A 24980-nucleotide genomic window follows, 5' to 3' on the forward strand; every position below is an offset into this window, starting at 1 on the left:
CACGGCTCAGCCCGCCTCAGCTCACCGCCTGGTAGGCGGTGGTGACGCCGGAAGCCGGCGTGCTCACTCTGGGCCGCACCGGGCCGTAGATCAGCGCCGCCAGCACCAGCCCGAGGGCCGCGCCCGCCAGTTGGGCCGCGATGAAGCCGGGCAGCGACCCGGGCGCGATGCCGGTGAAGGAGTCGGTGAACGCCCGGCCGACCGTCGCGGCCGGGTTGGCGAACGATCCGGACGAGGTGAACCAGATCGCGGCGGCGATGTACGCGGCGACCGCGACCGGTGTCAGCCGGGCCCGGCCGATGCGATTCAGGCCGTGGATCACCAGGACGAGCCCGGCGGTGGCGACCGCCTCACCGAGCAGCAGGTGGCCACCCGAGCGCACCTGTGTGGACCAGGCGCCCGGCGTCCTGCCGAACATGGCGTCGGCCAGCAGCGCCCCGCACACAGCCCCGGCGAGCTGCACGGACACGTACACCACGGTCTCCCGTCCGGCCGGGCCGTCGCCGCCGCGGCGGCCGGACCACCAGGCGGTGAGCGTGACCACGGGGTTGAGATGGGCGCCGGAGAGCGGCCCGAAGAGCACGATCAGCAGTCCGAGTCCGATCGCCGAGGCCAGTGAGTTGGCCAGCAGCCGGACGCCCGTGTCCGGGCTGAGCCCGGCCGCCTGGATGCCCGAACCGACCACCACGGTCACCAGGGCGGCGGTGCCGACAAGTTCGGCGGCCGCCCTGCGGTGCAAGGACGCACTGGTACGCATGATCTCTCCCCCCCACATCTCCGTTGTCCGGAAAATATATTCCGTATCTTGGAATCGCGGTAGTGGCGCCCAGGCGCGTAAACCGGGTGCCGGAGTGCGCCCCGCGCGGGCACTCTGACGTCATGGACGAAAGACGCACCGTGAAGGTGTCGAAGTACCTCTCGAAGCATCTGCGGCACCAGCCCGAACGCATCGGTCTCGCCCTCGACCCCCACGGCTGGGTGGAGATCGATGTCCTGATCCGGGCCGCCGCCGCGCACGGCTTCTCCTTCACCCGGGCCGAGCTGGACCACGTCGTCGCCGCGAACGACAAGCGGCGCTTCGCCGTCGACGGCAGCCGCATCAGGGCCAGTCAGGGCCATACGGTCGAGATCGATCTCGGTCTGCCGCCGGCCGAGCCACCCGCGTACCTCTACCACGGCACGGTCGCCCGCACCCTGGACGCCATCCGCGTCGAGGGCCTGCGCCCGATGAACCGCCACCACGTCCATCTCTCGCCCGACCGCGAGACCGCGACCCGGGTGGGCGCACGGCGCGGCCGCCCGGTCGTCCTGGCTGTCGACGCCGACGCGATGCACCGAGCCGGACACGTGTTCCGCGTGAGCGCCAACGGCGTCTGGCTGGCCGACGCCGTACCGCCGGAATTCCTCCGCTTCCCCGGCTGACCTGGCTGACCTGGCGTGTTCAGCCCGCGCGCAGGAACGCGCTGGTGGAGACCCTGCCCACCATCTTCAGCCGGGTGTGCCCGGCCAGATGGGCGTCGGCGGCCTCCTGCACGCCGGGCCACCTGCCGTCCCCGTAGTCGTCCAGCACCACGATCGCGCCCGTCGCCGCGATCTGCTCGACCCACTCCAGGTCCCTGGCCACGCCCTCCTTGGAGTGGTCCCCGTCGACCACGATCACTCCGTACCGCCGGTCGGACAGCGCCTCCCGTACGGCAGGGTCCTCGGAAAAGCCGCGGTGCAGCCGCAGTCGCTGCGGATCCACCCCCGCGTAGGCGAGGTTGGCGCGCACGATCTCCTCCGTGATCGGCGTTCCGGACGGATCGCGGCTGATCTCCATGCCCGGCTGGAGCTGCACCGGGGCGATCGGGTCCACGATCGTCAGCTGGTACGCGAGGCCGCGCCGCAACAGCTGGCGGGCCATGCCGCCCGCGAACAGGCCGTACAGCGTGCCGATTTCGAGGATCTCGCCGTTCGGCGGCCCCAGCAGCGGGGTGGTGGTCAGCTTCCCCAGGATGTTCGACGTGGAGCCCGCGATCCGGCCGACCCCGCGCGCTTCCAGCTCCACGAGCGTACGGAAGGCCAGGACGGTCTCCGTGTACGCCCCGGGGCGCCCGGTCACCTCGGCGATCCGGGCGGCCAGCTCCGTGATCATCTGCTTGCTGGGCATCCGGTCGTTCAGCCGGCCCTCGCGCCCGTACAGCATGTCGTAGGAGTGCGGACGGACATGCTGCGCGGCCATCTGCTCCCGTGTTTCCCGCAGTTCCTTGCGCAGGCTCTCGATCTCGCGATCAGCCGCGCGCAGCCGCTTGTCGATGCGCCGGTCGATCCGGGAGATCACGGGCTGGAGCAGGCGCCGCGCGGGCAGTGCGCGCAGCGGACGCAGGGGGACGTCGGTCATCCTGTTCTCCTGATTCGATGTCCAGCGGAAAGACGACGGACGGTTTCACGTGAAACGACGCTAGGAGTTCACAGCGGCCGGCCCAAGGTTCTCGGCATTAAGTTCGCGCGCTGATCATCTGCCCGGCGCCTGTGCCGTTGACCGGCGTTCACGGCCCGTCCACCCGTCACTCGCCAGCGCCCCTAGCCGAGCTGGGCGAGCCCCTCCATCGCGATGCGCTCGAAGACCTTCACATCCGCCGCGAAGACGGTGTCCGGGATCGGGGCGTGCAGGACGATCTCGGTGATGCCGAGGGCGAAGTGGCGGCCGGCGAAGTCGACGAAGGCGTCGAAGGAGTCCAGCGGGCGGTCCGGGGTGAAACCGGTGAGCAGAATCTTGTCCAGTTCACCCGCGTCCCGGCCGGTCTCCGCACACGCCGCGCCCAGCTTCGCGATCTGCCCGCGGATGGCCTCCAGCGACTGCTCGGGCGTGCCCGTCTCGGAGAGCTTCGGGTCGCCGGTGGTCACCCAGGCCTGTCCGTGCCGTGCGGCGAGCTTGAGTCCGCGCGGCCCGGTCGCGGCGACGGCGAAGGGGAGACGCGGGCGCTGTACGCAGCCCGGGATGTTGTGGGCTTCGGTGGCCGAGTAGTGAGTGCCGTCGTGCGTGACGACGGGCTCGGTGAGCAGCCGGTCGAGCAGCGGCACGAATTCGGCGAAGTGGTCCGCCCGCTCGCGCGGGGTCCACGGCTGCTGGCCGATCTTGAGCAGCGTCGTCGCGTCGAAGCCGTTGCCGCCGGCGCCGATGCCGAGGGTGATACGCCCGCCCGAGACGTCGTCCAGCGTGATCAGTTCCCTGGCGAGGGTCACCGGGTGCCGGAAGTTGGGCGAGGTGACCAGGGTGCCCAGACGCAGCCGGTCAGTGACCGCGGCCGCCGCCGTGAGCGTGGGCACGGCGCCGAACCACGGGCCGTCACGGAAGGTCCGCCAGGACAGGTGGTCGTAGGTGTACGCGGTGTGGAAACCGAGCTGCTCGGCTCGCTGCCACTGCTCACGGCCGCCGTCGTGCCAGCGGCGTACGGGAAGGATGACGGTACTCAGACGCATACGTACGACCATACGGCGCCCGCGCGCCGCCTCTGCCCCACTCGACGGTCCGCCCCAGGCGGCCGCCGAGCCTCACCGCCGCGCGCCGAGCCGGGCCCCGGCCGCCCGGCCCTGTTTCCGGCCCGGACGGGGCCGGAAACAGACGGCCGGCGGGGCCCCGGGCCGGAGCGGCCGGAACCAGGGCCGGAACCGGCCGGCCGGAACCAGACGCGGCGGGCGCGAGGCCCCAAGGGCCGGGCCCTGGGGCCGAAGGCCGGGACCAGGGCGGCACCGGAGCCGGGACCAGGCGGGGCCGGGACCGGGCCCCAGATCCCAGGGCCTGGGCGGGGGGCCGGGACCGGGACCAGGACCAGGACCGGGGCCGGGGACCGGGACCGGGACCAGGGCCGGGACCAGGGCGGCACCGGAGGCCGGGACCAGGCGGGGCCGGGGCCGGCGCCGGCGCCGGGCCCCCAGGGCCGGGGAACGGCCCTGGGGCCCGCCCGGGCGTCAGGTGAGGTGGTTCAGGTCTTGTTCCAGGCTGCGCAGCAGCCCCCGCGCCTCGTCCGCGTCCTGATCGCTCAGCTCGTCGATCAGCGCCCTCAACCGGGCTGCGCCGGCCTCGGGGCGGCCGAGGTCCCTCTCCAGCCAGGCCGCACGGCAGACGGTCTGCGCGCGCTCCCGCAACGCCTCCGCCCCGCATGCGGTGAACGCCTCGACGGCCCGCTCCCAGAGTTCCAGCGCCTCCTGGCGGATCCGGGCGGCCTCTTCCTCGCCGGGACGAACCCGCGCGTCCTGCGCGTCCTCCTCGTCGCGCTCGTCCTCCTCGTCGTCGTAGAAGTGGTCGGTCAGCAGCTCCGCCAGCTGCGACCAGGTGCGTCCACGTTCCAGCAGCAGCTGCGGATCCGCCGGATCCCCGGCCTCCAGCACCTGCACCGCCTGACCCATCAGGTCCCGCGCGGCAGCGACCGCCTTCACCGGGTCCGTCTCGTCGCTGTCGACCCGCAGCCACGCCAGCGCGCGCAGCACCCGTACCAGGGGGACGGGCTCCCCCGCCGCACGCCACAGCTCGACCGACCGCCCGTACGCCGCCGCGGCCTGATCCCGCAGGCCCGCCGCCGCGAGGCACTCACCGGCCAGGGCCGCCAGTCTTGCCTGCGCGTGCGGGTACTCCCAGTCCCGGGTCACCTCGGCCGCGAGCAGATACTGCTCGGCAGCGGCCCGGTGGTCGCCGAGCTCCCGCAGGCTGCGGGCCAGCACATCGCGGGCCTGCACCGCCTGCTCCGCGCCGTGCTCCACGAGATCGGGCAGCGCGGACTCCAGGATCTCGGCCGCCTCCTCCTTCCGGCCGGTCTCCAGATACGCCCTGGCCAGGACCAGCCGGGCATAGGCCCCCGCCCCGGCGCTCTCATCTGCCGCGTCGAACCAGTGCGCGGCTTCCAGGGCGTACTCGGCCGCCTCCGCCTCCTTGCCGTCCTGCTGGTACAGCGCCTCGGCCAGGGCCAGCCGGACCGAACCCAGCTCGTGGGCCTCGACGACCTCGGCGCAGTGCGTGACGGCGGCGCGGGCCGGCTCCTCGGCGTCCCCGGCCCGGCCGAGCATCAACAGCAGTCGGGCCAGCCGGGTCAGCGGTTCGACTGCGTCCCAGGGCCGTCCGGCGCCCAGGCTGCGCGCGGCGGCCGAGGAGAGAAGCGTCTCCGCACGCTCCCAGTCCCGCGCCTGCCAGGCGAACTGCGCCGCCATCGCCTCGGCGTCGGCGACCAGGTCGCCCAGACCGTCGGCGGGCGGGGCGGCGGAGGCATCGGCGATGAAGGCGTCCAGCGCTGCCACCACCCGCTGCTCACCACCGGAGTTCCCGCCTCCCGGCCCCTCGTCCCGGCCGTGGGTCGGATGGTCCAGATACGCGGTCAGCCTGACGCGGGTCAGAGCAACGTGCGCGACGCGCCGGGCCCGCGTCGGATCGTCCGGGGCGAGTGCCGCCGCCTCCCGCTCCGCGGCATCGGCCAGCTCCCGTATTTCCGCCGGGTCCGCGTCGGTCTGCACGGCGGCGTAGACGAGGCGTACGGCGTTGAGCGCCGCCCTGCTGTGCTCCCCGGCCTCCCGGTAGGCCGCCGCCACCTGTTCCAGCAGCTCGCGCGCCCCGTCGGCTCCGGCCCGAGCGGCGTTCAGCGCGTCGTCCTCCAGCAGCTCGGTGGCGAGCCCGCCGTCCGGCCTCTCCCCCCGGCCGGCAAGCGCCGCGCGGACCCGGGCCCACGCGGCGCCCACGCCGGGGTGGCCGGCCGTACGCAGCCGGCGGGCCTCGGCGGCCAGGGCCGGCACATCGGCGTCCCGCTCCGCCAAGGCGGCGGAGGATGCCCCAACCTCGGCCCCGGCTCCGGTCGCGGCCGGCGCCGGGGAGAACCGTACGGCCCGCACCCCGAGCGGCAGCTCGGCGAGCAACGGCTCGGCGGCCAGCCGTTCGGCGAACCGGCCGGAGACCACGCTGCTGCCGTTGCGCGCGTCGAACGCGGCTGCGATGGCGTTCGCCTCCGCGGCCAGGACGTCGTGCAGCTCGGCGACCGTACGCGCGCGGCCGCCGTACGTCAGGGCGGGCCGGTCCCCGTGGCCGAGCCCGGTGAGCCGGCGCAGCAGCACCAGCGCGCCGGTGAACAGTTCCAGCCGCGCCGACGGGTTGCCCTCGTGGGCGAGATGGGCGGCATGCTCGGCGAGGAGTTCGAGGCCTCGGCCCTCGTTGCCCGTCAGTGCGCAGAACTCGATGTGCAGGCCGATGGTCGGCAGCAGGCTGTCGTCACCGCGGGCCAGTCGGTAGCCCCGCAGATGGTGGGCCCTGGCCTCGTCGGCCCGGCCGGTGCGCACCAGCGGGATCAGCGCCTTGGCAAGCGTGCGGTGCGGCTCCTCGGCGCAGGTGAGCCGCCCGTCCAGGACCGGCTTCCACACCTTCAGCGCCTTGGCGTCCTGGCCCTGCCGCGCCCAGTAGTGGCCCTGGTCATTGGTCTCGCAGGCGTGGCAGTTGGCCATCTGGTCGCGCTCCGCCGCTGTCCATGCGGCGAACGCGCGGGCGGCGCGCTCGGTGTCACCGGTCTCGTCGGCCAGATCGAACTCGGCCTGCCGCACGGCACGTTCGCTGTAGCCGGCGATACGGTAGCGGCGCTCCATTTCGACCAGCCAGCGCTCCATGGAGGCAAGCGGTATCTGCGGCAGCGTCAGCATGCCGGAGGTGACCCACTTGAAGTACCAGTGGAACCGGTAAGTGTCGTGGCCGTCGAAGGCGGACGGATCCCGGTCCCACTCCTGCATGAGCCGGGCGAACGGCACGGCGAGCTTGCCCCGCTCGCTGCTGTACTCGTACGCCTTGACGAGCCCGAAGAGCGCCTGGCGCACCAGATCGCGGTCACCGGTCCGCTCCGCGGCGGCGACGAGCTCCTCCGCCCGGGCGTTGCGCGGGAGACCGTTGGGGGCGTTGAAGTTCTCCCAGATGGCCTGCTGGATGTCCTGCGGCGTGGGGGCGGTCACTGCTGCTCCTGCGGGTCCGTCGTGGTGGTGTGGGTGGCCCATTCCAGAAGCCCGAGGAACGCCCGGTTGATGAGCGAGGAGTCGGCCGGGCGCAGCGGCCGCTGCGCCATCAGCAGGGCCTGCCCGTACAGCGACTCCACTGCCGTGCCCGCGAGTTCGGGGTCGGCGATGCCGGCGACCCGGCGCACCAGCGGGTTGTTGTGGTTCAGGACCAGCCGTGCGCGCGGCGCGCTGCCGCGCAGCGCGCCGAGGATGTCGCTCCACAGGTCGTCCGCGTTCTCCTCTGCCGCCGCCCGGTCGCGCTCGTGCCGTGCCTCGCGGTCGTCGAGGTGCAGCGCGGGCACGGTGACCGGCTGGAAGGAGCGCAGCGCCACATCACAGCCGAGCGGGTCGAGCCGGGTACGCGCGGTGGCCAGGAAACCGGCGAGGGCCAGCTCCTGTTCCCGGTCGACCGGGTCGAGGTGGGCGGTGACCGATCCGGCGTCGAGTTCGCTGACGGTGACGCGGGGCCTGATCTGCGGGAGCAGTTGGACGAGGTCGGCGTCGTACGTGTAGCCGCCGTTGACGACGCCGAGGCCGTGCGCCGCCGCGATCGGGGAGACCTGGCGGAACTCCTCGACCGTACGCGTGTAGTGGATCTCCGAGTGGGCGTGGATGAGCTCGTCGAGGGTGAGCCGGCCGTCGCTGGTCTCGAACGGCAGCCAGGGCAGCATCAGTTCGAGCAGCGCGGGGTCGTGCCGGGCCAGGGACTTCACACCCAGGTGGTGGACGGTGAGGAAGGACGCGAGCCGGTCCGGGTCGCCGGCGGCGAGCTCGGCGAGCCACTCCCTGATCCGGGCGCCGAGCGCCTCGCGCACCGCCGCGAGCGTCTCGTCGTCGTACAGGTTCTCCCGGGAGGCCGTGGGGCGCAGCGTGTCCGTGTCGAGGACGACGCGGACGAAGAACGCCCAGTCGGGCAGCAGGTTGTCCGCCCGGTCGGTGAGCAGCATGCCCTTGAGATAGACGCGGTGGGTGGAGCGGTGGGCCGGGCTGGTGGCGGCCGGCAGGACGTACGCCACGCCGCGTACCCCGGCGACCGGCAGGTCGAGGTCGACGGAGTCGAGCGGGGTGAAGCCGAACACCTTGGCGCAGTGCCCGGCGAGGGCCACCCGGCGGGCGGTGGGCGTCGGGTACGGCCGGTCCCAGACGGCGGGGCGGTCGGTCACCGGGCGGGCGACGCCGTCCGGTCCGGTGAACGTCACCTCGTGGGGGAGCAGGGAACCGAAGTCCTGGGCGAGTTCCTCGACGCGCCGGGGGACGGTCCACTCCTCGGCACCCGGACGGGCCGTCAGGTACACGGTGGTGCCGGGTTCGGGGCGGTCCTCGTCGGGGAGCGTACGCACGGTGTACGAGCCGTCGTCGGTGGCCAGCCATTCGACGGGCGGCTCACCGGGCGTTCTCGCCGAACGGGAGACGACCCGGATCTCGCGGGCCACGACGAAGCAGGCGAGCAGGCCGATGCCGAACTGGCCGAGGAATTCCTGCCGGGCGTTCTCCAGGCCGTCGCGCTTGGAGCTGCGTCCGATCGTCGCCAGCAGGGTGTGCACCTCGTCGGCGGTCAGGCCGATGCCGGTGTCCTCGATCGTGACCGTGGAGCCGGTGGCGGCGAGCCGGATCCGCACCGGCGCGTCCGGGGTGAGGGCGAGTCGGGCGGTGGTCGCGTCGACCGCGTTCTGCAGGAGTTCGCGGATGTAGACGCGGGGGCTGGAGTAGAGGTGGTGGGAGAGGAGGTCGACCAGACCGCGCAGATCGACCTGGAAGGTGCTGATGGCGGGGGCCGAGGATGCGGAGGGTACGGAATTCACAGGATTCATGGGCACAGGGGTGCGCCGGTGCGGCCACTCGCGGGCCGCACGCGCGGGTCGGGCGATCGCGGGGTCCCCCCCTCACGAATCGCGATAGGGCCCGGCCCCGGTCATGACGTGCTGAGGCGCGCCCGCAAGTCCAGGGGGTCGGAGTTGATGTTCATCGTAGGACCCGGCACTGACAATGGACAGCGGGATTCGGCCCCTGGGGCCGCACCGCCCGGCCCTGAGCGCGTGCTCTCAGATGTGCGCCCTCGCGCACGCTCGTGCGCCCCGGTACGCGAAGATGGATCTGTGACCTCAGTTCCCAAGAACCCCACCGGCCCCCGGCTGATCGCCACCGACCTCGACGGCACCCTGCTGCGCGACGACAAATCGGTTTCGGACCGCACGATCGCCGCCCTCGCCGCCGCCGAGGAGGCCGGGATCGAGGTCTTCTTCGTCACCGGGCGCCCCGCCCGCTGGATGGACGTCGTCAGCGCCCATGTGCACGGCCACGGCCTGGCGATCTGCGCCAACGGCGCGGCCGTCGTCGACCTGCACGCGGGCGGCCGGATCATCGAGGTCCGCCCGCTGGAGCGGGCCCGAGCCCTCGCCGTCGTGCACGCGCTGCGCGCCGCTGCCCCCGGCACCACCTTCGCCGTCGAACTGACCACCGGCATCCACTACGAGCCCGCTTACCCGCCCTTCTACCTGGACCCGGTCGCCACCATCGCCACCGCCGAGAAACTGCTGCACGAGGAGCCTGCCGGCTCCGGTGCCCCGGTGCTCAAGCTGCTCGCCCACCACCCCGAGCTCACCCCGGACGCCTTCCTCGCCCTCGGCCGTGCCGCGGCGGGCGACCTCGGGTCCATCACCCGCTCCAGCCCCACCGCCCTGCTGGAGATCAGCGGGCCCGGCGTCTCCAAGGCCAGCACCCTCGAACTGTGCTGCGCCGAGCGCGGCATCGCGCCGGAAGAGGTCGTGGCGTTCGGGGACATGCCCAACGACCTGGAGATGCTGAGCTGGGCCGGCACGTCGTACGCGATGGGCAACGCCCATCCGGACGTGGTGGCCGCCGCCTCCGGACACACCGTGGCCAACAACGAGGACGGCGTCGCCGTCGTGATCGAGCGCATTCTCGCCGAGCTCCGCGACGCCACCCGGTAGGCCCGCGCATCCAGGCGGCACTTCCCCTCCCGCTCGCCGGCCACCCGTCAGATCCGCGTCCCGCGCTCGCGCAGCCAGCGCGCCGGGTCGACCCCCGACCCGTGGTGGGGGGTGCGCCGCATCTCGAAGTGGAGGTGCGGCGCGGTCGAGTTGCCCGTGGAGCCCGCCCGGCCGATCCACTGGCCGGCGCGCACCCGCTGCCCCCGGTCTACCGCGACCGAGGCCAGGTGCGCGTACTGCGAGTAGTAGCCATTGGCGTGCGCGACCACGATCTCGGTGCCGAAGGCACCGCCGCACGAAACCCGCACGACCCGCCCGTCACCCACCGTCCGCACCGGCGTGCCGAACGGCACGGCGAAGTCCTGCCCCGTGTGCCGGCCCACCCAATGGGGTCCCGCACTGCCGAAGGAAGCGGACAGCTCGTACGCCTCCACGGGCGCGACCCAGCCGTGCCCGCCGGCCCACCCGCCGGGCTGGTTCAGCCGCACCACCCCCGCGCATCCGCCGGCCGGCTCCGTCTGGTCGCCACCTCCGCCGGCCGTACCGGCGGACACCGCGAGCCCGAGGCACACGCACAGCACCGGCACAAGAGGCAGGCCAAGGGGTCCACGTCGCATGCACGGATCGTTTCCCATCCCCGACGCGATGTGTCGTATCAACAGCCTTGCTACGGCTGTCTGGCCTACCCGGCTACCCGGCTACCCGGAGACGGTCCGTGCGGCCACGGCCCCGGTCTCCCGCTCACGCTCCAGCATGCGGCGCAGCGGCCCTTCGGCCGCCGCCAGTTCGGCGTACGGACCGCGCTGCACCACCCGGCCCGCGGCCAGCACGATCACCTCGTCGACCGCGTCCAGTCCCTGCAGCCGGTGGGTGATGAGCAGGGTCGTACGCCCCTCGGTGGCGGTGAGCAGATCCGCCGTGAGAGCGTCCGCCGTCTCCAGGTCGAGATGCTCGGCCGGCTCGTCCAGCACGAGTACGGGAAAGTCGGCCAGCAGCGCCCGGGCGAGCGCGAGCCGCTGCCGCTGGCCGCCGGAGATCCGCTCCCCGTGCTCACCGACCAGGGTGTCGAGCCCGTCGGGCAGCCCGTCGGCCCACTCCAGCAGCCGGGCCGCGGCGAGAGCCGCCCGCAGCTCCTCCTCCGAGGCGCCGGGGCGGGCCATCCGCAGGTTCTCCCGCACCGAGCTGTCGAACAGGTGCGCGTCCTGGGCACAGAGCCCGACGAGCCTGCGCACCGCGTCACCGTGCAGCGCGTACGCATCCGTTCCGCCGAGGGTGTACGTCCCCTCCCGCGCGTCCAGGAACCGCAGCAGCACCTGGGCAAGCGTCGTCTTGCCGGAACCGGAGGCGCCGACGACGGCGACCCGCCGCCCCGCCCGAAGGGTCAGATCGAAACCGCTGAGCGCGTCGCTCTCCTGCTCCGGGTACCGGGCCGACAGCCCGCTCACCTTCAGCGGGAAGGGAGACCCGGGGCTCCGGGCGGGCACGCGGGGCTCGGTCACCGGCACGGGAGCGTCCAGCACCTCGTACACCCGCTCGGCACTGCGCTTGACGCGCCGGCGGTACTGGACGGCGAGCGGCAGGCCGCTGACCGCCTCGAACGCGGCCAGCGGGGTCAGCACCAGCACCGCCAGCTGCACCCCGGGAAGCCGCCCGTCGTACACCGCGAGCACGCCGACGAGCGCCGCACACACCACGGTCAGGCCGCAGGCCAGCGCGGACAGCCCGCCGCCCAGCGCGGTCGCCGCGGCGCTCCGCGAGGCGATGCGCGTGAGCTCTGTGTCCGTCTCCCGCGCCTGGGCCTTGCGCCCTTCCAGCGCGCCCGCGACCGTCAGCTCGGCCGTCCCGGAGAGCAGATCCGCCACCCGGGTGGCCAGCCGGCCGCGGGCGGGGGCGAGCTGACGCTCCGCCCGCCGGGCGCCCGCACCGCTGAGCGCGGGCACGCCCACGCCCGCGACGAGCAGTCCGGCCGCGAGCACCGCGCCCGCCTCGGGAAGCAGCCACGCGGTGAACCCGACCGAGCCGGCGCCCACCAGCACCGCCGTACCGACCGGCAGCAGCCACCGCAGCCAGTAGTCCTGCAGCGCGTCCACATCGGAGACCAGCCGGGACAGCAGATCCCCGCGCCGGGCCTGCCGCAGTCCGGCCGGGGCGACCCGCTCCAGGCGCCGGTACACGCTCACCCGCAGACCGGCCAGCATCCGGAGGACCGCGTCGTGCGAGACCAGACGCTCGGCGTAACGGAACACGGCCCGCCCGATGCCGAACGCGCGGGTCGCCGTGACGGCCACCATCAGATAGAGCACCGGCGGCTGTTCGGACGCGCGTGAGATCAGCCATCCGGAGACGGCCATGAGCCCCACGGCCGATCCGAGTGCGAGGCTCCCGAGCAGCAGCGCGAGCCCGAACCGCCCCCGCAGGGCGCCGGCGTCCCGCCGTACCCGCGCGAGCGGATCCCGTGCCGTACGGCTGTCGCCGCCGGCCTGCGGGCCGTCCGGTTCGTACGCGGCGTCCGCGGTGACCTGAGCCCCCTCCGGAGTACGCAGCGCCGTGGCGCCGCCGTGGTCCTCCGCGGGGGCGAGGGCGGGAGCCAGCCGCACCACGCGGTCGGCCACCGCCAGCAGCGCCGGGCGGTGCACGACCAGCAGGACCGTACGGCCCGCGGAGAGTCTGCCCACCGCCTCCACGACGGCCGCCTCCGTCTCACCGTCCAGGTTCGCCGTCGGCTCGTCGAGCAGCAGCAACGGCCGGTCGGCCAGGAACGCCCGGGCCAGGGCCAGCCGTTGGCGCTGGCCGGCGGACAGACCGGTACCGCCCTCGCCGAGCGGCGTGTGCACGCCCTGCGGGAGGGCCTCGACGAAGTCGTACGCACCCGACTCCCGCAGGGCCGCCCGCACCGCCGCGTCGTCGGCGTCCGGGCGCGCCAGCCGTACGTTCTCGGCGATCGTCCCCGCGAACAGGTGCGGCCGCTGCGGTACCCAGGCGATCTGCTCCCGCCACCGCTCGGGCGAGAGCGAGGCGAGGTCGGTGTCCCCGACCCTCACCCGCCCCTGCGTCGGCGGCACGAAACCGAGCAGCACGTTCAGCAGCGTGGACTTACCGGCGCCGCTCGGGCCGACGATCGCCACCGTCTCGCCCGGTTCGACCGACAACGACACCGCCGGCAGCGAGGGTTCGGTGCGCCCGGGGTGGCGGACCATGACGTCCTCGACGTGCAGCGCGCCCGCCGGCACGGCGGCCGTTCCCGCCACCCGCAGCGGCTCGGTCTCCAGCACGGAGAAGATCTCCTGCGCCGCCGCGAGCCCCTCGGCCGCCGCGTGGTACTGCGCCCCGACCTGACGCAGCGGCAGATAGGCCTCCGGCGCCAGGACCAGGATCACCAGACCCGTATAGAGGTCGAGGTCCCCGTGGACGAGCCGCATACCGATGCCCACGGCGACCAGCGCGACGGAAAGGGTGGACAGCAGTTCCAGAGCGAAGGACGACAGGAAGGCGATCCGCAGGGTCCGCAGGGTCGCCCGGCGGTAGTCGTCGGTGATGGCGCGGATCGACTCGGCCTGCGCCTTGGCGCGACCGAACACCTTCAGCGTGGGCAGCCCCGCGACGACGTCCAGGAAGTGACCGGACAGCCGGGACAACAACCGCCACTGCCGGTCCATCCGGGCCTGGGTGGCCCATCCGATAAGGATCATGAAGAGCGGGATCAGCGGCAGGGTGACCACGATGACAGCGGCCGAGACCCAGTCCTCGGTGACGATCCTGGCGAGAACCGCGACCGGCACCACCACCGCGAGCCCCAGCTGCGGCAGATAGCGTGCGAAGTAGTCGTCGAGGGCGTCGACCCCACGCGTCGCGAGCGCGACGAGCGATCCGGTCCGCTGTCCGCTGAGCCAGCCGGGCCCCAGCTCGGTGGCGCGGTCCAGCAGCCGCCCCCGCAGCTCGGATTTCACCGCCGCGCTCGCCCGGTGGGCGGCGAGTTCGGTCAGCCAGGCCACCAGCCCGCGCCCCAGCGCGACAGCGGCGAGCAGCAGCAGCGGAGTCAGCAGCTCGGACCCGCCCAGCTCGCGCTGGAACGCGCCCACCACCACCTCGGCGATGAGCATCGCCTGGGCCACGACCAGGCCCGCCCCGGCAAGCCCGAGGACCACCACCGCCACCAGGAAGTGACGGGTGGAGCGGGCATAACGGAGCAGGCGCGGGTCGATCGGTTTCACGTGAAACATCCCCCACTAGTGCGCATCGGCGATGTGCTGCGTGCCGATCCGCTTGCGGAACACCCAGTAGGTCCATCCCTGGTACAGCAGCACGATCGGCGTGGCGATCGCCGCGCACCAGGTCATGATCTTCAAGGTGTACGGACTGGACGAGGCGTTGGTCACGGTGAGATTCCACTCCTCGTTCAGCGAGGACGGCATGACGTTCGGGAACAGGGTCAGGAACAGCATCGCGACCGCCGCCGCGATGGTGACCCCGGACAGCGCGAACGCCCAGCCTTCTCGCCCCACCCTGTTGAACCCCAGCGCCACCACAAGGGCGAGAACCGCGACGACCATGGCGACGAAGCTCTTGCCGTCACCGTGGGAGACCTGGGTCCAGACCAGGAAGACCAGCGCCAGCACGGCCGTCAGCCCACCGAGCCGGGTCGCGAGCTGCCGCGACCGGTCCCGGATGTCGCCGACCGTCTTGAGCGCGCTGAACACCGCACCGTGGAAGGTGAAGAGCGTCAGCGTGACCAGCCCGCCGAGGACCGAATAGACGTTGACCAGGTCTCCGAGAGTGCCGACGTACTCCATCTCGGCGTCGATCTTCACACCGCGCACGATGTTGCCGAAGGCCACACCCCACAGCAGCGCGGGCAGCAGCGAGGTCCAGAAGATCGCGTGCTCCCAGTTGGTCTGCCACTTCTCCTCCGGCCGCTTCGCGCGGTACTCGAAGGCGACTCCGCGCACGATCAGACAGACCAGGATCAGCAGCAGCGGCAGGTAGAAGCCGGAGAAGAGCGTGGCGTACCACTCGGGGAAGGCGGCGAAGGTCGCACCGCCGGCGCTGAGCAGCCAGACCTCGTTGCCGTCCCAGACCGGCCCGATGGTGTTGATGAGGACCCGCCGCTCCTTGCGGTCACGGGCCAGCAGCTTGGTCAGCACCCCGATCCCGAAGTCAAAGCCCTCGAGGAAGAAGTAGCCGGTCCAGAGCACGGCTATGAGCACGAACCAGACGTCGTGGAGTTCCATACTTCAGCTCCTCAGCGGCTCAGTACGAGAAGGCCATCGGCCGGTCGGCGTCTGTGTCGTGACCGCCGATCCGGGTGGGCGGGTTGAGATCGGACTCGGTGAGCTCGGGCGGTCCGGCCTTGACGTACTTCACCAGCAGCCTGACCTCGATCACGGCGAGCACCGCGTAGAGGAGGGTGAAGACGGTCATCGAGATGATCACCTCGCCCTGGGAGACACCGGGGGAGACCGCGTCGCGGGTGCGCAGCACGCCGTAGACGACCCAGGGCTGCCGGCCCATCTCGGTGAAGATCCAGCCCCAGGAGTTGGCGATCAGCGGGAAGGCCATCGTCCAGAGCGCGACGATCCAGTACCACCGGGTGAACCTGGGGCTGAGGGCCTTGTTCCTGAAGAGCACCAGATGAGGCACCTCGTCGTCGCAGGTGCGCAGCCTTGGTGGCAGCAGGAACTTCCGGCGGGTGAGCCAGAGGCCGAGCAGCCCGAGGCTGAAGGACGCCATGCCGAAGCCGATCATCCAGCGGAAGCCCCAGTACGCGACCGGGATGTTGGGCCGGTAGTCGCCGGGCCCGAACTTCTCCTGTTCGGCCTTGTTGACGTCGTTGATGCCGGGGACGTGCGAGGTGAAGTCGCCGTTGGCCAGGAAGGACAGCAGGCCCGGGATCTCGACGGCGACCTTGTTGTGGCCCGCGTCGACGTCTCCGTACGCGAAGATCGAGAAGGGCGCGGGCGCCTCGCCGTCCCACAGCGCCTCGGCGGCGGCCATCTTCATCGGCTGCTGCTTGAACATGACCTTGGCGAGCAGGTCACCGCTGACGGCGGTGAGCGCTCCGGAGATCACGACGGTCACCAGACCGACGCGCAGCGACATCCGCATCACCGGGATGTGCTTCTTGCGCGCCAGGTGGAAGGCGGAGATGCCGGTCATGAACGCACCGCCGACCAGGAAAGCGGCCGTCATGGTGTGGAAGAACTGGGTGACCGCCGTGTTCTGGGTGAGCACGAGCCAGAAGTCGGTGAGCTCGGCCCGCCCGCGCTCCTCGTTGATCCGGTAGCCGACCGGGTGCTGCATCCAGGAGTTGGCGGCCAGGATGAAGTACGCCGAGAGCACGGTGCCGATCGAGACCATCCACATGCATCCGAGGTGGATCTTCTTCGGCAGCTTGTCCCAGCCGAAGATCCACAGTCCGATGAACGTGGACTCGAAGAAGAAGGCGATCAGCGCTTCGAACGCCAGCGGGGCGCCGAAGACGTCACCGACGAAGCGCGAGTAGTCCGACCAGTTCATGCCGAACTGGAACTCCTGCACGATGCCGGTGACCACGCCCATGGCGATATTGATCAGGAAGAGCTTTCCCCAGAACTTCGTGGCCCTGAGGTACTTCTCGTTCTCCGTCCGCACCCAGGCGGTCTGCAAGCCGGCGGTCAGCGCGGCAAGAGAGATCGTCAGAGGCACGAACAGGAAGTGGTAGACGGTGGTGATACCGAACTGCCAGCGCGCGAGAGTCTCTGGCGCGAGAGCGAGGTCCACGTCGTCTCTCCTTACTTCTCCGTTGTCACAGCGGCCGTCTGCCCCGTAGATCCCTCACATCGCGGGTCAAACCAGGACGCGCTTGTGAACGCGTTCACATTCACAAGCATTATGGCTCATACGAAATCCGTACCTTCTACCGGGGGTGGCCCTTCCAGATTTCTTCAACATATTGTTGAATTCAGCGCATGAAGATCCGAATCTCCTGGCCCGCCGGACACCTCACGGCCACCCTCGACGAAACCCCGACGAGTAAGGCCCTCAGCGAGGCCCTGCCGCTCACCTCCTCCGCCCACACCTGGGGAGAGGAGGTCTACTTCGACACCCGCCTGAGCGCCGCCCTCGAACCGGACGCGCAACAGGTGGTGGATCCGGGCACGGTCGCCTTCTGGACCGACGGTGACGCGCTCGCCCTGCCCTATGGGCCCACACCGATCTCGCGAGGCGACGAATGCCGCCTCGCGAGCCCGTGCAACCTCCTCGGCCGGCTCGACGGCGACCCGCGCCTGCTGGCCACCGTCCGCGACGGCGACCCGATCCGGGTGGAACTCGTGCCGTAGGCCGGCGGTGCGTACCGCCGGCCGGCGGCGCCTGCCGTACCCCGGCCCTGAGAACTCGTGAGAAGCTCGTGAGAACTACAGCTCCTGCCGGAAGGCCTCGGCCGTGTGCAGGAACAGGTCATTGGCCTCGGTCTCACCGATCGTGACCCGCAGGCCCTCGCCCGCGAACGGCCGGACCACCACCCCGGCCCGCTCGCAGGCCGCGGCGAAGTCGGTCGTACGCTCCCCCAGCCGCATCCAGACGAAGTTCGCCTGCGTCTCGGGCACGGTCCAGCCCTGCTTGACCAGCGTCTCGTAGACCCGGTTGCGCTCACAGACCAGCGAACCGACCCGGCCGAGCAGTTCGTCCTCCGCCTGCAGCGAGGCCACCGCCGCGTCCTGAGCGAGCTGGCTGACACCGAAGGGGACCGCGGTCTTGCGCAGCGCGGCGGCGACCGGCTCGTGTGCGACGGCGAAACCGACCCGCAGGCCGGCCAGCCCGTACGCCTTGGAGAACGTGCGCAGCACCGCCACGTTCGGCCGGTGCCGGTAGATCTCGATGCCGTCGGGGACGTCGGCGTCCCGGATGAACTCCCGGTACGCCTCGTCCAGAACGACCAGCACATCGGACGGCACCCGGTCCAGGAAGCGCTCCAGCTCAGCCCTGTGCACCACCGTGCCGGTCGGGTTGTTCGGGTTGCAGACGAAGATCAGCCGCGTCCGGTCGGTGATCGCGTCCGCCATGGCGTCCAGGTCGTGCACGTCGCCGGCCGTCAGGGGGACCGGCACCGCTGTCGCGCCCGAGATCTGCGTGATGATCGGGTACGCCTCGAACGACCGCCAGGCGTAGATGACCTCGTCCCCCGGGCCGGACGTCGACTGCAGCAACGACTGCGCGACACCGACCGAGCCGGTGCCGGTCGCCAGATGCGAAGCGGGCACCCCGAACCGCTCGGCCAGCTCGTTCATCAGCCCCGTGCAGGCCATGTCCGGATACCGGTTGAAGTTCCCGGCCGCGGCGATCGCGGTCTCCAGCACACCGGGCAGCGGCGGGTACGGGTTCTCGTTCGAGGACAGCTTGTACGCCACCGGCCCGCCGGCCGCGGCACCGGCCGCTGCTGCGGACCGCCCCGGCTTGTACGTGGGGATGCCGTCCAGCTCGGCGCGCAGCCTCGGGCTCTTCTCGCTCACCGCAGGTCCTCCTCGACCGTTCCCGTGCAACTCAATACTCCTCACCTTATGAGGATTCCGCTCCGGTGCGAATGGGCGGCGGACAGAAAGGGGCCGGACAGCAAGGGGGCGCCCGCCCTTCGCCGCGCGCCGGTGGCCCGCGCCGTGGCGCGCGTCCCTCGTGAAGGTGAGTTGAGACCGCTTCGAGACATCGGCTCCTCGCCAGGCCCGCACCGGCCGATGGATGCCTGATCGACGCTAAGCTCCTCAACTACCTTGGTTTCAAAGGTATTTGGGGGTGGCGAACCTTGCAGAAACGTGCCTGTCGACGGGTGCATATGCACGCGGACCAACCACCCGCCCGAGCCCTACTATCGGCTCGCCATGACAGCAGCAGGGAAGCACCAGGTGAGCCGGACGGACACACCCCGGCGGGGCAGCCGGCAAGGGCGGGCGGGCATCAGGGACGTGGCCGCCGCAGCCGGTGTCTCCATCACGACCGTCTCCGACGCGCTCAACGGCAAGGGCCGGCTCCCGGACGCCACCCGCCGCCACGTCCGCGAGGTCGCAGAGCGGCTGGGCTACCGCCCATCCGCGGCGGCCCGCACGCTCCGTACCGGCAAGTCGGGCCTCATCGGCCTGACCGTGACGACATACGGGGATGAACCTTTCACCTTCACCGAGTTCGCGTACTTCGCCGAGATGGCCAGAGCCGCCACCTCCGCCGCGCTCGCCCGCGGCTATGCCCTCGTCATCCTCCCCGCCACCTCCCGGCACGACGTCTGGTCGAACGTCGCGCTCGACGGCACCGTCGTCATCGACCCCTCCGACCACGACCCGGTCGTCTCCGAGCTGGTACGACAGGGCCTGCCCGTCGTCTCCGACGGACGCCCGGCAGGCTCCCTCCCCGTCACCGCCTGGGTCGACAACGACCACGAGGCCGCCGTCCTCGGACTGCTCGACCACCTGGCCGACGCCGGCGCCCGCCGGATCGGCCTGCTCACCGGCACCACCACCGACACGTACACCCGGCTCTCCACCACCGCGTACCTCAACTGGTGCGACCGCGTGGGCCAGGACCCGGTGTACGAGTCCTACCCCGCCCACGACCCGTGCGCCGGCGCCGTCGCCGCCGACCGGCTGCTGGCCCGGCCCGACCGGCCCGACGCCGTGTACGGACTCTTCGACCCCAACGGCACCGACCTGCTCGCCGCCGCGCGGCGGTACGGCTTACGCGTACCCGACGACCTGCTGCTGGTCTGCTGCAGCGAGTCCACCGTGTACGCCAACACCGAACCGCCCATCACGACCCTCTCGCTCAAGCCGCGACGCATCGGTACCGCCGTCGTCCAGCTCCTCATCGACGCCATCGAGGGCAGCGACGGCGGCCGGCCCATCGAGCAGGTGATACCGACCGAACTCATCATCCGTACCTCGTCGCAGCGCCGCCCGCCCCGCACGACGGTCAGCGCGCCGCGCTCACCGTCCCAGGACTGAACCACCCAATTCGGGAGAAACACCCGGCGAACCTCGTTGCCTGCTCCGATTCACCACCCCTGGTGCGTCACACAGCACGAGCCGCATTCCTATGATGGGCGCACGACACCATGGACCCCCACGACCAGGACGGTCCGACGGTGTACGGCGGCGCTACGGTGGTGGAGGGGTCGATGACACAGGGGGCCGGTCAGGGACCCGTACTGCGGACGGCGACATTGCGGGACTTCCGCGTTCCGCCGTACACCGCCGAGCAGGTTCCGTACGCCGCCGACGAACCGGACGGCTACACCCCGACGCAGCGCGATCTCCCGGTCATCGGCCGCGGCTCCGCCGGACCCGGCGGCCCGGGCGACACCGTGCAGGTCCAGGTGGACCCCGCACCGGCCGGTGCGCCCGCCGCCGAGGACGGTCCCGGCCCGCTGTACGTCGTCGGTGACGTACACGGCTACCTCGACGAACTCGTGACCGAACTCCACGCCCAGGGCCTCATCGACGCCGACGGCCACTGGTCCGCCGGCACCGCCCGGCTCTGGTTCCTCGGCGACTTCACCGACCGCGGCCCCGACGGCATCGGCGTCATCGACCTCGTCATGCGGCTGTCCGCCGAGGCCGCGGCAGCCGGCGGCTACTGCAAGGCCCTGATGGGCAATCACGAACTCCTGCTGATCGGCGCCAAGAGGTTCGGGGACACCCCGGTCAACTCCGGCGCCGGCACCGCCACCTTCCAGGCCGCCTGGCTGCTCAACGGCGGCCAGCGCACCGACATGGAACGCCTCCAGGACGTGCACCTCCAGTGGATGGCCCGCCTCGACGCGGTCGTCGAGGAGGACGGGCACCTGCTGATGCACTCCGACACGACCGCCTACCTCGACTACGGCGACTCGATCGAGGCCGTCAACGACACCGTCCACGACGTCCTCACCCGCAACGACGCCAACGAGTGCTGGGACCTTTTCCGGAAGTTCACCAAGCGCTTCGCGTTCCGTGACGACGCGGGCCCCCAGGCGGTCCGGGACCTGCTCGGTACGTACGGCGGGCAGCGCATCGTCCACGGCCACAGCCCCATCCCGTATCTCCTCGGCGAAGTCGGCTCGGAGGACGGCGAGGACGGCGGAGCCCCGGCCGTCGAGGGACCGCACGTGTACGCGGACGGGCTGGCCATCGCGATGGACGGCGGAGTGACGATGGCGGGCAAACTCCTCGTCGTCCAACTCCCTCTCGGTGCATGAGCAATTGACGACGAGTAATCGACGGCCGACGGGGTAGGGGCCGATTCGGGGAGATCGGCCGGCCACGGCCCAGCCCGTGCGGCCAATTTCCGGAAAGGCCCTGTCACCTCGTGCTGTAGCCGTTCTACCATCGGCCTTATCCGTAGCAGGCTCTCCTCCGTTTCCGCCGATTGCCCCGTCTACGCGGGCAAACCGGCCCTACGGAGCATCGGGGGATGCACATGACCAGCGCTCCGCACCTGCTGACCGAGGACCGTCCCGAATTCGAGCGGATCCTCGACGAGGCGCTGCGCACCGCGCAGGAACGTCCTGATCTGTCCGCCATCGGCGAGCGGCTCAACGCCGAACAACTGCGCACGATGGCGCTGAACGCAAGCGCGCTTCTCACCTCGGCGGCCGCCGCCGAGTACGACTACTTCGTGAAGGTCCGCGAGGAGCTCCGCGATCCGCTCGCGGTCCGCGGCGGACTGACCTTCGACACCGGCATCAGTACGGAGGAGGGGGCCACCGGCGCCGGCCTCAGCGCGATCGCCGCTGTCCTCGCGCCCTTCCTGGCCGGCACCGCCGCGCTGATCTTCCTGCTCGTGGGTTACGTCCTCAAGATGCTCACCCCCGAGCCCGCGTTCGCGGACACCATGATCACCACGGGCTGGCTCTTCGGCGGCCTCACGGCCGCGGCGATCCTCGTCGCCGCGGTCGGCCTGCTGCTCACCGCGCTGCGCAACAGCGCGACGGAAGTGGCCGCGAACGAAGGGGACGAGCTGCCCGACGAGGTCTCCCGGGCGCGGGAGGCCTGGCGGCATGCCCTGCTCGAGCGTGGCATCCTGCCGTTCCTGCGCGACGCGCTGGCGGACCCCAGCGCCGACCCGGCCGCGTCCGCACCGCGCCGCCCGGTGGGCCGTATCCCGAACCTGGGGTACAGCCGCCCGGACTTCACCAGCCCGGGCCCGGACGGCGGCCCCGCGGCCGGGCGCCCGAGCTACAGCAGCCCGGACTTCACGAGCCCGGACTTCGGTGGCCCGGACCACCAGCCGGACTGACCGCGCGGGCGGACGGAAAACGCCGTGTGCCGTGCCCGGCCAGAGCCGGACACGGCACAGAGATTCAGCACGTTCCCGAAGAACGGGATCAGGAGCGCTTGCCGGCCTTCAGCATGCTGTCCTCGGGCGACGTCAGCTGGAACCAGGGACCGATGTCGTCGGTCGGCGTACCGACGCAGTCAAGTGCGAAGTTGACGCCCGGATCCTGGTTGCCGCCGGACGGATCCACCTCACACCGGGTCTCGTACACCTCCCCGTCCAAGGTCAGCACCTCAACCGAGACAAGGTTGTTGTGCTCGGCGATGGAGATGGCACACGCGCGCGGGGGATAGCCGGGGTGGATCGCCGGATCGGTGAGGTCCTGCCAGACGAACGGCGTGATCTGACTCCGGAGGTCCCGGATACCCACGTACGCGGTCCCGTCGACGAGGGCGGCCTTCTGCTCACGGCTGGCCTGTCGCCTGATGGCGTCGATGTCGAAGCACTGGCCGGGAGGCACGGGAGGACGTTCCTTGCACTTCCTGTCCTTCGGCTTGCCCGGCTTGTCCTTGCACTCGTCCCCGTCCTCACCCCGATGTCCGTCCGGTGCGGTGGTGACGCTCGGGTCCGTGTTCTTCTCAACGCCCTGTGCCGCGGCCATCGCGGGGCTAGCCATACCCCCAAGCACGAGGGCCAGCGACACCATGGCGCCGCCGACCGTCCGCCTTCCCAGTCCGGAAAGAGGGCCCAGTGCCGTCTTCGTCCTGCACTCAGGACTCATACGTCGCTCCTTGAAACCGAATCGAGTGGTGCTCCGAAGGGAAGCTCCGAAGCGTTCAGAGCTTCCCCCCGCGGATTCGGATCACAGGCGCACCTGCTTCATGCCACCCGGAAGATCAACATATTGGCCCAACAGGCTCGCCCGGACAGGTGCAACAGCGTCAGTTGCAACAGCGTCAGTCGGCCAGCGGCAGGTACACGCGGCGGCCCGCCGCCGCGAACTCCGCCGACTTCTCCGCCATCCCGGCCTCGATCTCCTCCTGCGTACCTCCGTGCTGACGCCGGATGTCCTGGGAGATCTTCATCGAGCAGAACTTCGGGCCGCACATCGAGCAGAAGTGCGCGGTCTTCGCCGGCTCGGCGGGCAGCGTCTCGTCGTGGAACTCGCGGGCCGTGTCCGGGTCCAGAGCCAGGTTGAACTGGTCCTCCCACCGGAACTCGAAACGCGCGTCGGACAGCGCGTCGTCCCACTCCTGCGCTCCCGGGTGACCCTTGGCCAGGTCCGCCGCGTGCGCCGCGATCTTGTACGTGATGACGCCGGTCTTCACGTCGTCACGGTCCGGCAGGCCCAGGTGCTCCTTGGGCGTGACGTAGCAGAGCATCGCCGTACCCCACCAGGCGATCATCGCGGCCCCGATGCCCGAGGTGATGTGGTCGTACGCCGGGGCGACATCGGTGGTCAGGGGGCCCAGGGTGTAGAAGGGGGCCTCCTCACAGATCTCCTGCTGGAGGTCGATGTTCTCCTTGATCTTGTGCATCGGGACATGGCCCGGGCCCTCGATCATCGTCTGCACGTTGTGCCGCTTGGCGATGGTGTTGAGCTCGCCGAGGGTGCGCAGCTCCGCGAACTGCGCCTCGTCGTTGGCGTCCGCGATCGAGCCGGGACGCAGGCCGTCACCGAGCGAGTAGGTCACGTCGTACGCGGCGAGGATCTCGCAGAGCTCCTCGAAGTTCTCGTACAGGAACGATTCCTTGTGGTGCGCCAGGCACCAGGCCGCCATGATCGAGCCGCCGCGGGAGACGATGCCCGTCTTGCGGCGCGCGGTCAGCGGCACGTACCGCAGAAGCACACCGGCGTGGACCGTCATGTAGTCGACACCCTGCTCGGCCTGCTCGATGACCGTGTCCTTGTAGATCTCCCAGGTCAGCTCCTCGGCCTTGCCGTCGACCTTCTCCAGCGCCTGGTAGAGCGGCACCGTGCCGATGGGCACCGGGGAGTTGCGCAGCACCCACTCGCGGGTGGTGTGGATGTTGCGGCCGGTGGAGAGGTCCATGACGGTGTCCGCGCCCCACTTGGTGGCCCACGTCATCTTCTCCACCTCCTCCTCGATGGAGGAGGTGACGGCCGAGTTGCCGATATTGGCGTTGACCTTCACCAGGAACCGCTTGCCGATGATCATCGGCTCGATCTCCGGGTGGTTCACGTTGGCCGGCAGAACAGCCCGGCCGGCCGCGATCTCCTCCCGAACCACCTCGGGAGAAACGTTCTCGCGGATCGCGACGTACTCCATCTCCGGAGTGATCTCACCCCGGCGCGCGTACGCGAGCTGCGTCACCGCCTGCCCGTCTCGGCCCCGGCGCGGCTGGCGCGGACGCCCGGGGAAGACCGCGTCCAGGTTCCGGAGCCCCCCGCGCGGCGACGTGTGCTTGATCCCGTCGTCCTCGGGACGGACCGGACGGCCCGCGTACTCCTCGGTGTCGCCGCGGCCGATGATCCAGTTCTCCCGCAGCGGCGGAAGGCCGCGCCGGACATCGGTTTCGACCGTCGGGTCGGTGTACGGCCCGGACGTGTCGTACAGCGTCACGTCCTTGCCGTTGGTGAGGTGCACCTGACGTACCGGCACGCGGAGGTCCGGGCGCGAACCCGTGACATACCCCTTGTGCCAGCCCGGCTTGCGCTCCGCCGACTCGGCGGCAGGCGTGCGTGCATCCTGAATGGTCATGAGACCTACTCCCTACGCCGGCATTACCCGGTAACAGGTTCGGCGGTCGACGCAGCCTCTTCCCGTACCGGCGTACGGTGATCAGCGCCCTCTCAGC

General features: G+C 71.2%; 17 protein-coding genes and 1 pseudogene. 6 read left to right on the forward strand and 12 right to left on the reverse strand.

Annotated features, from left to right (window positions below; genetic code table 11):
• Window positions 1-16: 16 nt before the first annotated feature.
• Window positions 17-757 (reverse strand): aquaporin, encoded by a 741-nt coding sequence (locus ACWV17_RS03420; RefSeq protein WP_455358417.1) that lies wholly within the window; start codon window positions 755-757, stop codon window positions 17-19.
• A 122-nt stretch (window positions 758-879) separates the two neighbouring features.
• Here ACWV17_RS03420 and ACWV17_RS03425 point away from each other — a divergent pair, with 122 nt between their 5' ends.
• Window positions 880-1422, forward strand: a complete 543-nt coding sequence (locus tag ACWV17_RS03425; protein ID WP_455358418.1) for an RNA 2'-phosphotransferase — start codon at window positions 880-882, stop codon at window positions 1420-1422.
• A 19-nt stretch (window positions 1423-1441) separates the two neighbouring features.
• Here the strand turns inward: ACWV17_RS03425 and ACWV17_RS03430 are convergent, their stop codons facing one another.
• From ACWV17_RS03430 to ACWV17_RS03445, 4 genes are all read right to left on the reverse strand, one after another.
• Entirely contained in the window at window positions 1442-2380 is a 939-nt protein-coding gene (locus ACWV17_RS03430) for a class I SAM-dependent methyltransferase (protein ID WP_455353011.1), read from the reverse strand.
• Window positions 2381-2562: 182 nt separating this feature from the next.
• Window positions 2563-3474, reverse strand: a complete 912-nt coding sequence (locus ACWV17_RS03435; RefSeq protein ID WP_455358419.1) for an LLM class flavin-dependent oxidoreductase — start codon at window positions 3472-3474, stop codon at window positions 2563-2565.
• Between the two features lie 477 nt (window positions 3475-3951).
• Window positions 3952-6954: a tetratricopeptide repeat protein gene (locus ACWV17_RS03440; protein ID WP_455358420.1), complete on the reverse strand. Its 3003-nt coding sequence runs from the start codon at window positions 6952-6954 to the stop codon at window positions 3952-3954.
• Entirely contained in the window at window positions 6951-8807 is a 1857-nt protein-coding gene (locus ACWV17_RS03445) for an HSP90 family protein (RefSeq protein ID WP_455358421.1), read from the reverse strand. Before ACWV17_RS03445 ends, ACWV17_RS03440 begins: the two co-directional genes overlap by 4 nt.
• 237 nt (window positions 8808-9044) lie before the next feature.
• Here ACWV17_RS03445 and ACWV17_RS03450 point away from each other — a divergent pair, with 237 nt between their 5' ends.
• A complete protein-coding gene (locus tag ACWV17_RS03450; protein ID WP_455358422.1) occupies window positions 9045-9947 on the forward strand; it encodes a Cof-type HAD-IIB family hydrolase in 903 nt (300 codons plus the stop codon).
• A 47-nt stretch (window positions 9948-9994) separates the two neighbouring features.
• Here the strand turns inward: ACWV17_RS03450 and ACWV17_RS03455 are convergent.
• From ACWV17_RS03455 to ACWV17_RS03470, 4 genes and pseudogenes are all read right to left on the reverse strand, one after another.
• Window positions 9995-10465: pseudogene (locus tag ACWV17_RS03455) on the reverse strand (M23 family metallopeptidase); the annotation flags it as partial.
• A 180-nt stretch (window positions 10466-10645) separates the two neighbouring features.
• On the reverse strand, window positions 10646-14158 hold the full coding sequence (cydD, locus tag ACWV17_RS03460) for a thiol reductant ABC exporter subunit CydD (protein WP_455358423.1): 3513 nt from the start codon (window positions 14156-14158) through the stop codon (window positions 10646-10648).
• 15 nt (window positions 14159-14173) lie between these two features.
• Window positions 14174-15175, reverse strand: a complete 1002-nt coding sequence (cydB, locus tag ACWV17_RS03465; RefSeq protein ID WP_455358424.1) for a cytochrome d ubiquinol oxidase subunit II — start codon at window positions 15173-15175, stop codon at window positions 14174-14176.
• Between the two features lie 19 nt (window positions 15176-15194).
• Entirely contained in the window at window positions 15195-16703 is a 1509-nt protein-coding gene (locus ACWV17_RS03470) for a cytochrome ubiquinol oxidase subunit I (protein WP_455358425.1), read from the reverse strand.
• A 188-nt stretch (window positions 16704-16891) separates the two neighbouring features.
• Between ACWV17_RS03470 and ACWV17_RS03475 the strand changes: the two genes are divergently transcribed.
• Complete coding sequence (locus ACWV17_RS03475) at window positions 16892-17263, forward strand: cyclophilin-like fold protein (protein ID WP_455358426.1); 372 nt, start codon at window positions 16892-16894, stop codon at window positions 17261-17263.
• Between the two features lie 75 nt (window positions 17264-17338).
• On the opposite strand, the gene hisC is transcribed toward ACWV17_RS03475, so the two are convergent.
• Window positions 17339-18433 (reverse strand): histidinol-phosphate transaminase, encoded by a 1095-nt coding sequence (gene hisC, locus ACWV17_RS03480; protein ID WP_455353002.1) that lies wholly within the window; start codon window positions 18431-18433, stop codon window positions 17339-17341.
• A gap of 363 nt (window positions 18434-18796) precedes the next feature.
• Here hisC and ACWV17_RS03485 point away from each other — a divergent pair, with 363 nt between their 5' ends.
• The 3 genes from ACWV17_RS03485 (at window position 18797) to ACWV17_RS03495 (ending at window position 22181) form a co-directional block, all read left to right on the forward strand.
• Complete coding sequence (locus tag ACWV17_RS03485; protein WP_455353001.1) at window positions 18797-19909, forward strand: LacI family DNA-binding transcriptional regulator; 1113 nt, start codon at window positions 18797-18799, stop codon at window positions 19907-19909.
• A 158-nt stretch (window positions 19910-20067) separates the two neighbouring features.
• On the forward strand, window positions 20068-21141 hold the full coding sequence (locus ACWV17_RS03490) for a metallophosphoesterase (RefSeq protein ID WP_455358551.1): 1074 nt from the start codon (window positions 20068-20070) through the stop codon (window positions 21139-21141).
• A 215-nt stretch (window positions 21142-21356) separates the two neighbouring features.
• A complete protein-coding gene (locus ACWV17_RS03495; protein ID WP_455358427.1) occupies window positions 21357-22181 on the forward strand; it encodes a hypothetical protein in 825 nt (274 codons plus the stop codon).
• Window positions 22182-22269: 88 nt separating this feature from the next.
• On the opposite strand, the gene ACWV17_RS03500 is transcribed toward ACWV17_RS03495, so the two are convergent.
• Together ACWV17_RS03500 and thiC are read right to left on the reverse strand one after the other, a co-directional pair.
• Entirely contained in the window at window positions 22270-22836 is a 567-nt protein-coding gene (locus tag ACWV17_RS03500; RefSeq protein WP_455358428.1) for a hypothetical protein, read from the reverse strand.
• Between the two features lie 280 nt (window positions 22837-23116).
• Window positions 23117-24883 carry a phosphomethylpyrimidine synthase ThiC gene (gene thiC / locus ACWV17_RS03505; RefSeq protein ID WP_455358429.1) on the reverse strand — a complete coding sequence of 589 codons (1767 nt, stop codon included), beginning with the start codon at window positions 24881-24883 and terminating at the stop codon, window positions 23117-23119.
• Window positions 24884-24980 lie beyond the last annotated feature (97 nt).

The organism is Streptomyces mabaensis (assembly GCF_053763515.1).

Excerpts from the sequence above, each read along its gene's own strand:
- ACWV17_RS03420 (WP_455358417.1), bottom strand. The coding sequence starts at position 757 with ATGCGTACCAGTGCGTCCTTGCACCGCAGGGCGGCCGCCGAACTTGTC.
- ACWV17_RS03425 (WP_455358418.1), top strand. The coding sequence starts at position 880 with ATGGACGAAAGACGCACCGTGAAGGTGTCGAAGTACCTCTCGAAGCAT.
- ACWV17_RS03430 (WP_455353011.1), bottom strand. The coding sequence starts at position 2,380 with ATGACCGACGTCCCCCTGCGTCCGCTGCGCGCACTGCCCGCGCGGCGC.
- ACWV17_RS03435 (WP_455358419.1), bottom strand. The coding sequence starts at position 3,474 with ATGGTCGTACGTATGCGTCTGAGTACCGTCATCCTTCCCGTACGCCGC.
- ACWV17_RS03445 (WP_455358421.1), bottom strand. The coding sequence starts at position 8,807 with ATGAATCCTGTGAATTCCGTACCCTCCGCATCCTCGGCCCCCGCCATC.
- cydB (WP_455358424.1), bottom strand. The coding sequence starts at position 15,175 with ATGGAACTCCACGACGTCTGGTTCGTGCTCATAGCCGTGCTCTGGACC.
- ACWV17_RS03475 (WP_455358426.1), top strand. The coding sequence starts at position 16,892 with ATGAAGATCCGAATCTCCTGGCCCGCCGGACACCTCACGGCCACCCTC.
- ACWV17_RS03485 (WP_455353001.1), top strand. The coding sequence starts at position 18,797 with ATGACAGCAGCAGGGAAGCACCAGGTGAGCCGGACGGACACACCCCGG.
- ACWV17_RS03495 (WP_455358427.1), top strand. The coding sequence starts at position 21,357 with ATGCACATGACCAGCGCTCCGCACCTGCTGACCGAGGACCGTCCCGAA.
- ACWV17_RS03500 (WP_455358428.1), bottom strand. The coding sequence starts at position 22,836 with ATGGCTAGCCCCGCGATGGCCGCGGCACAGGGCGTTGAGAAGAACACG.
- thiC (WP_455358429.1), bottom strand. The coding sequence starts at position 24,883 with ATGACCATTCAGGATGCACGCACGCCTGCCGCCGAGTCGGCGGAGCGC.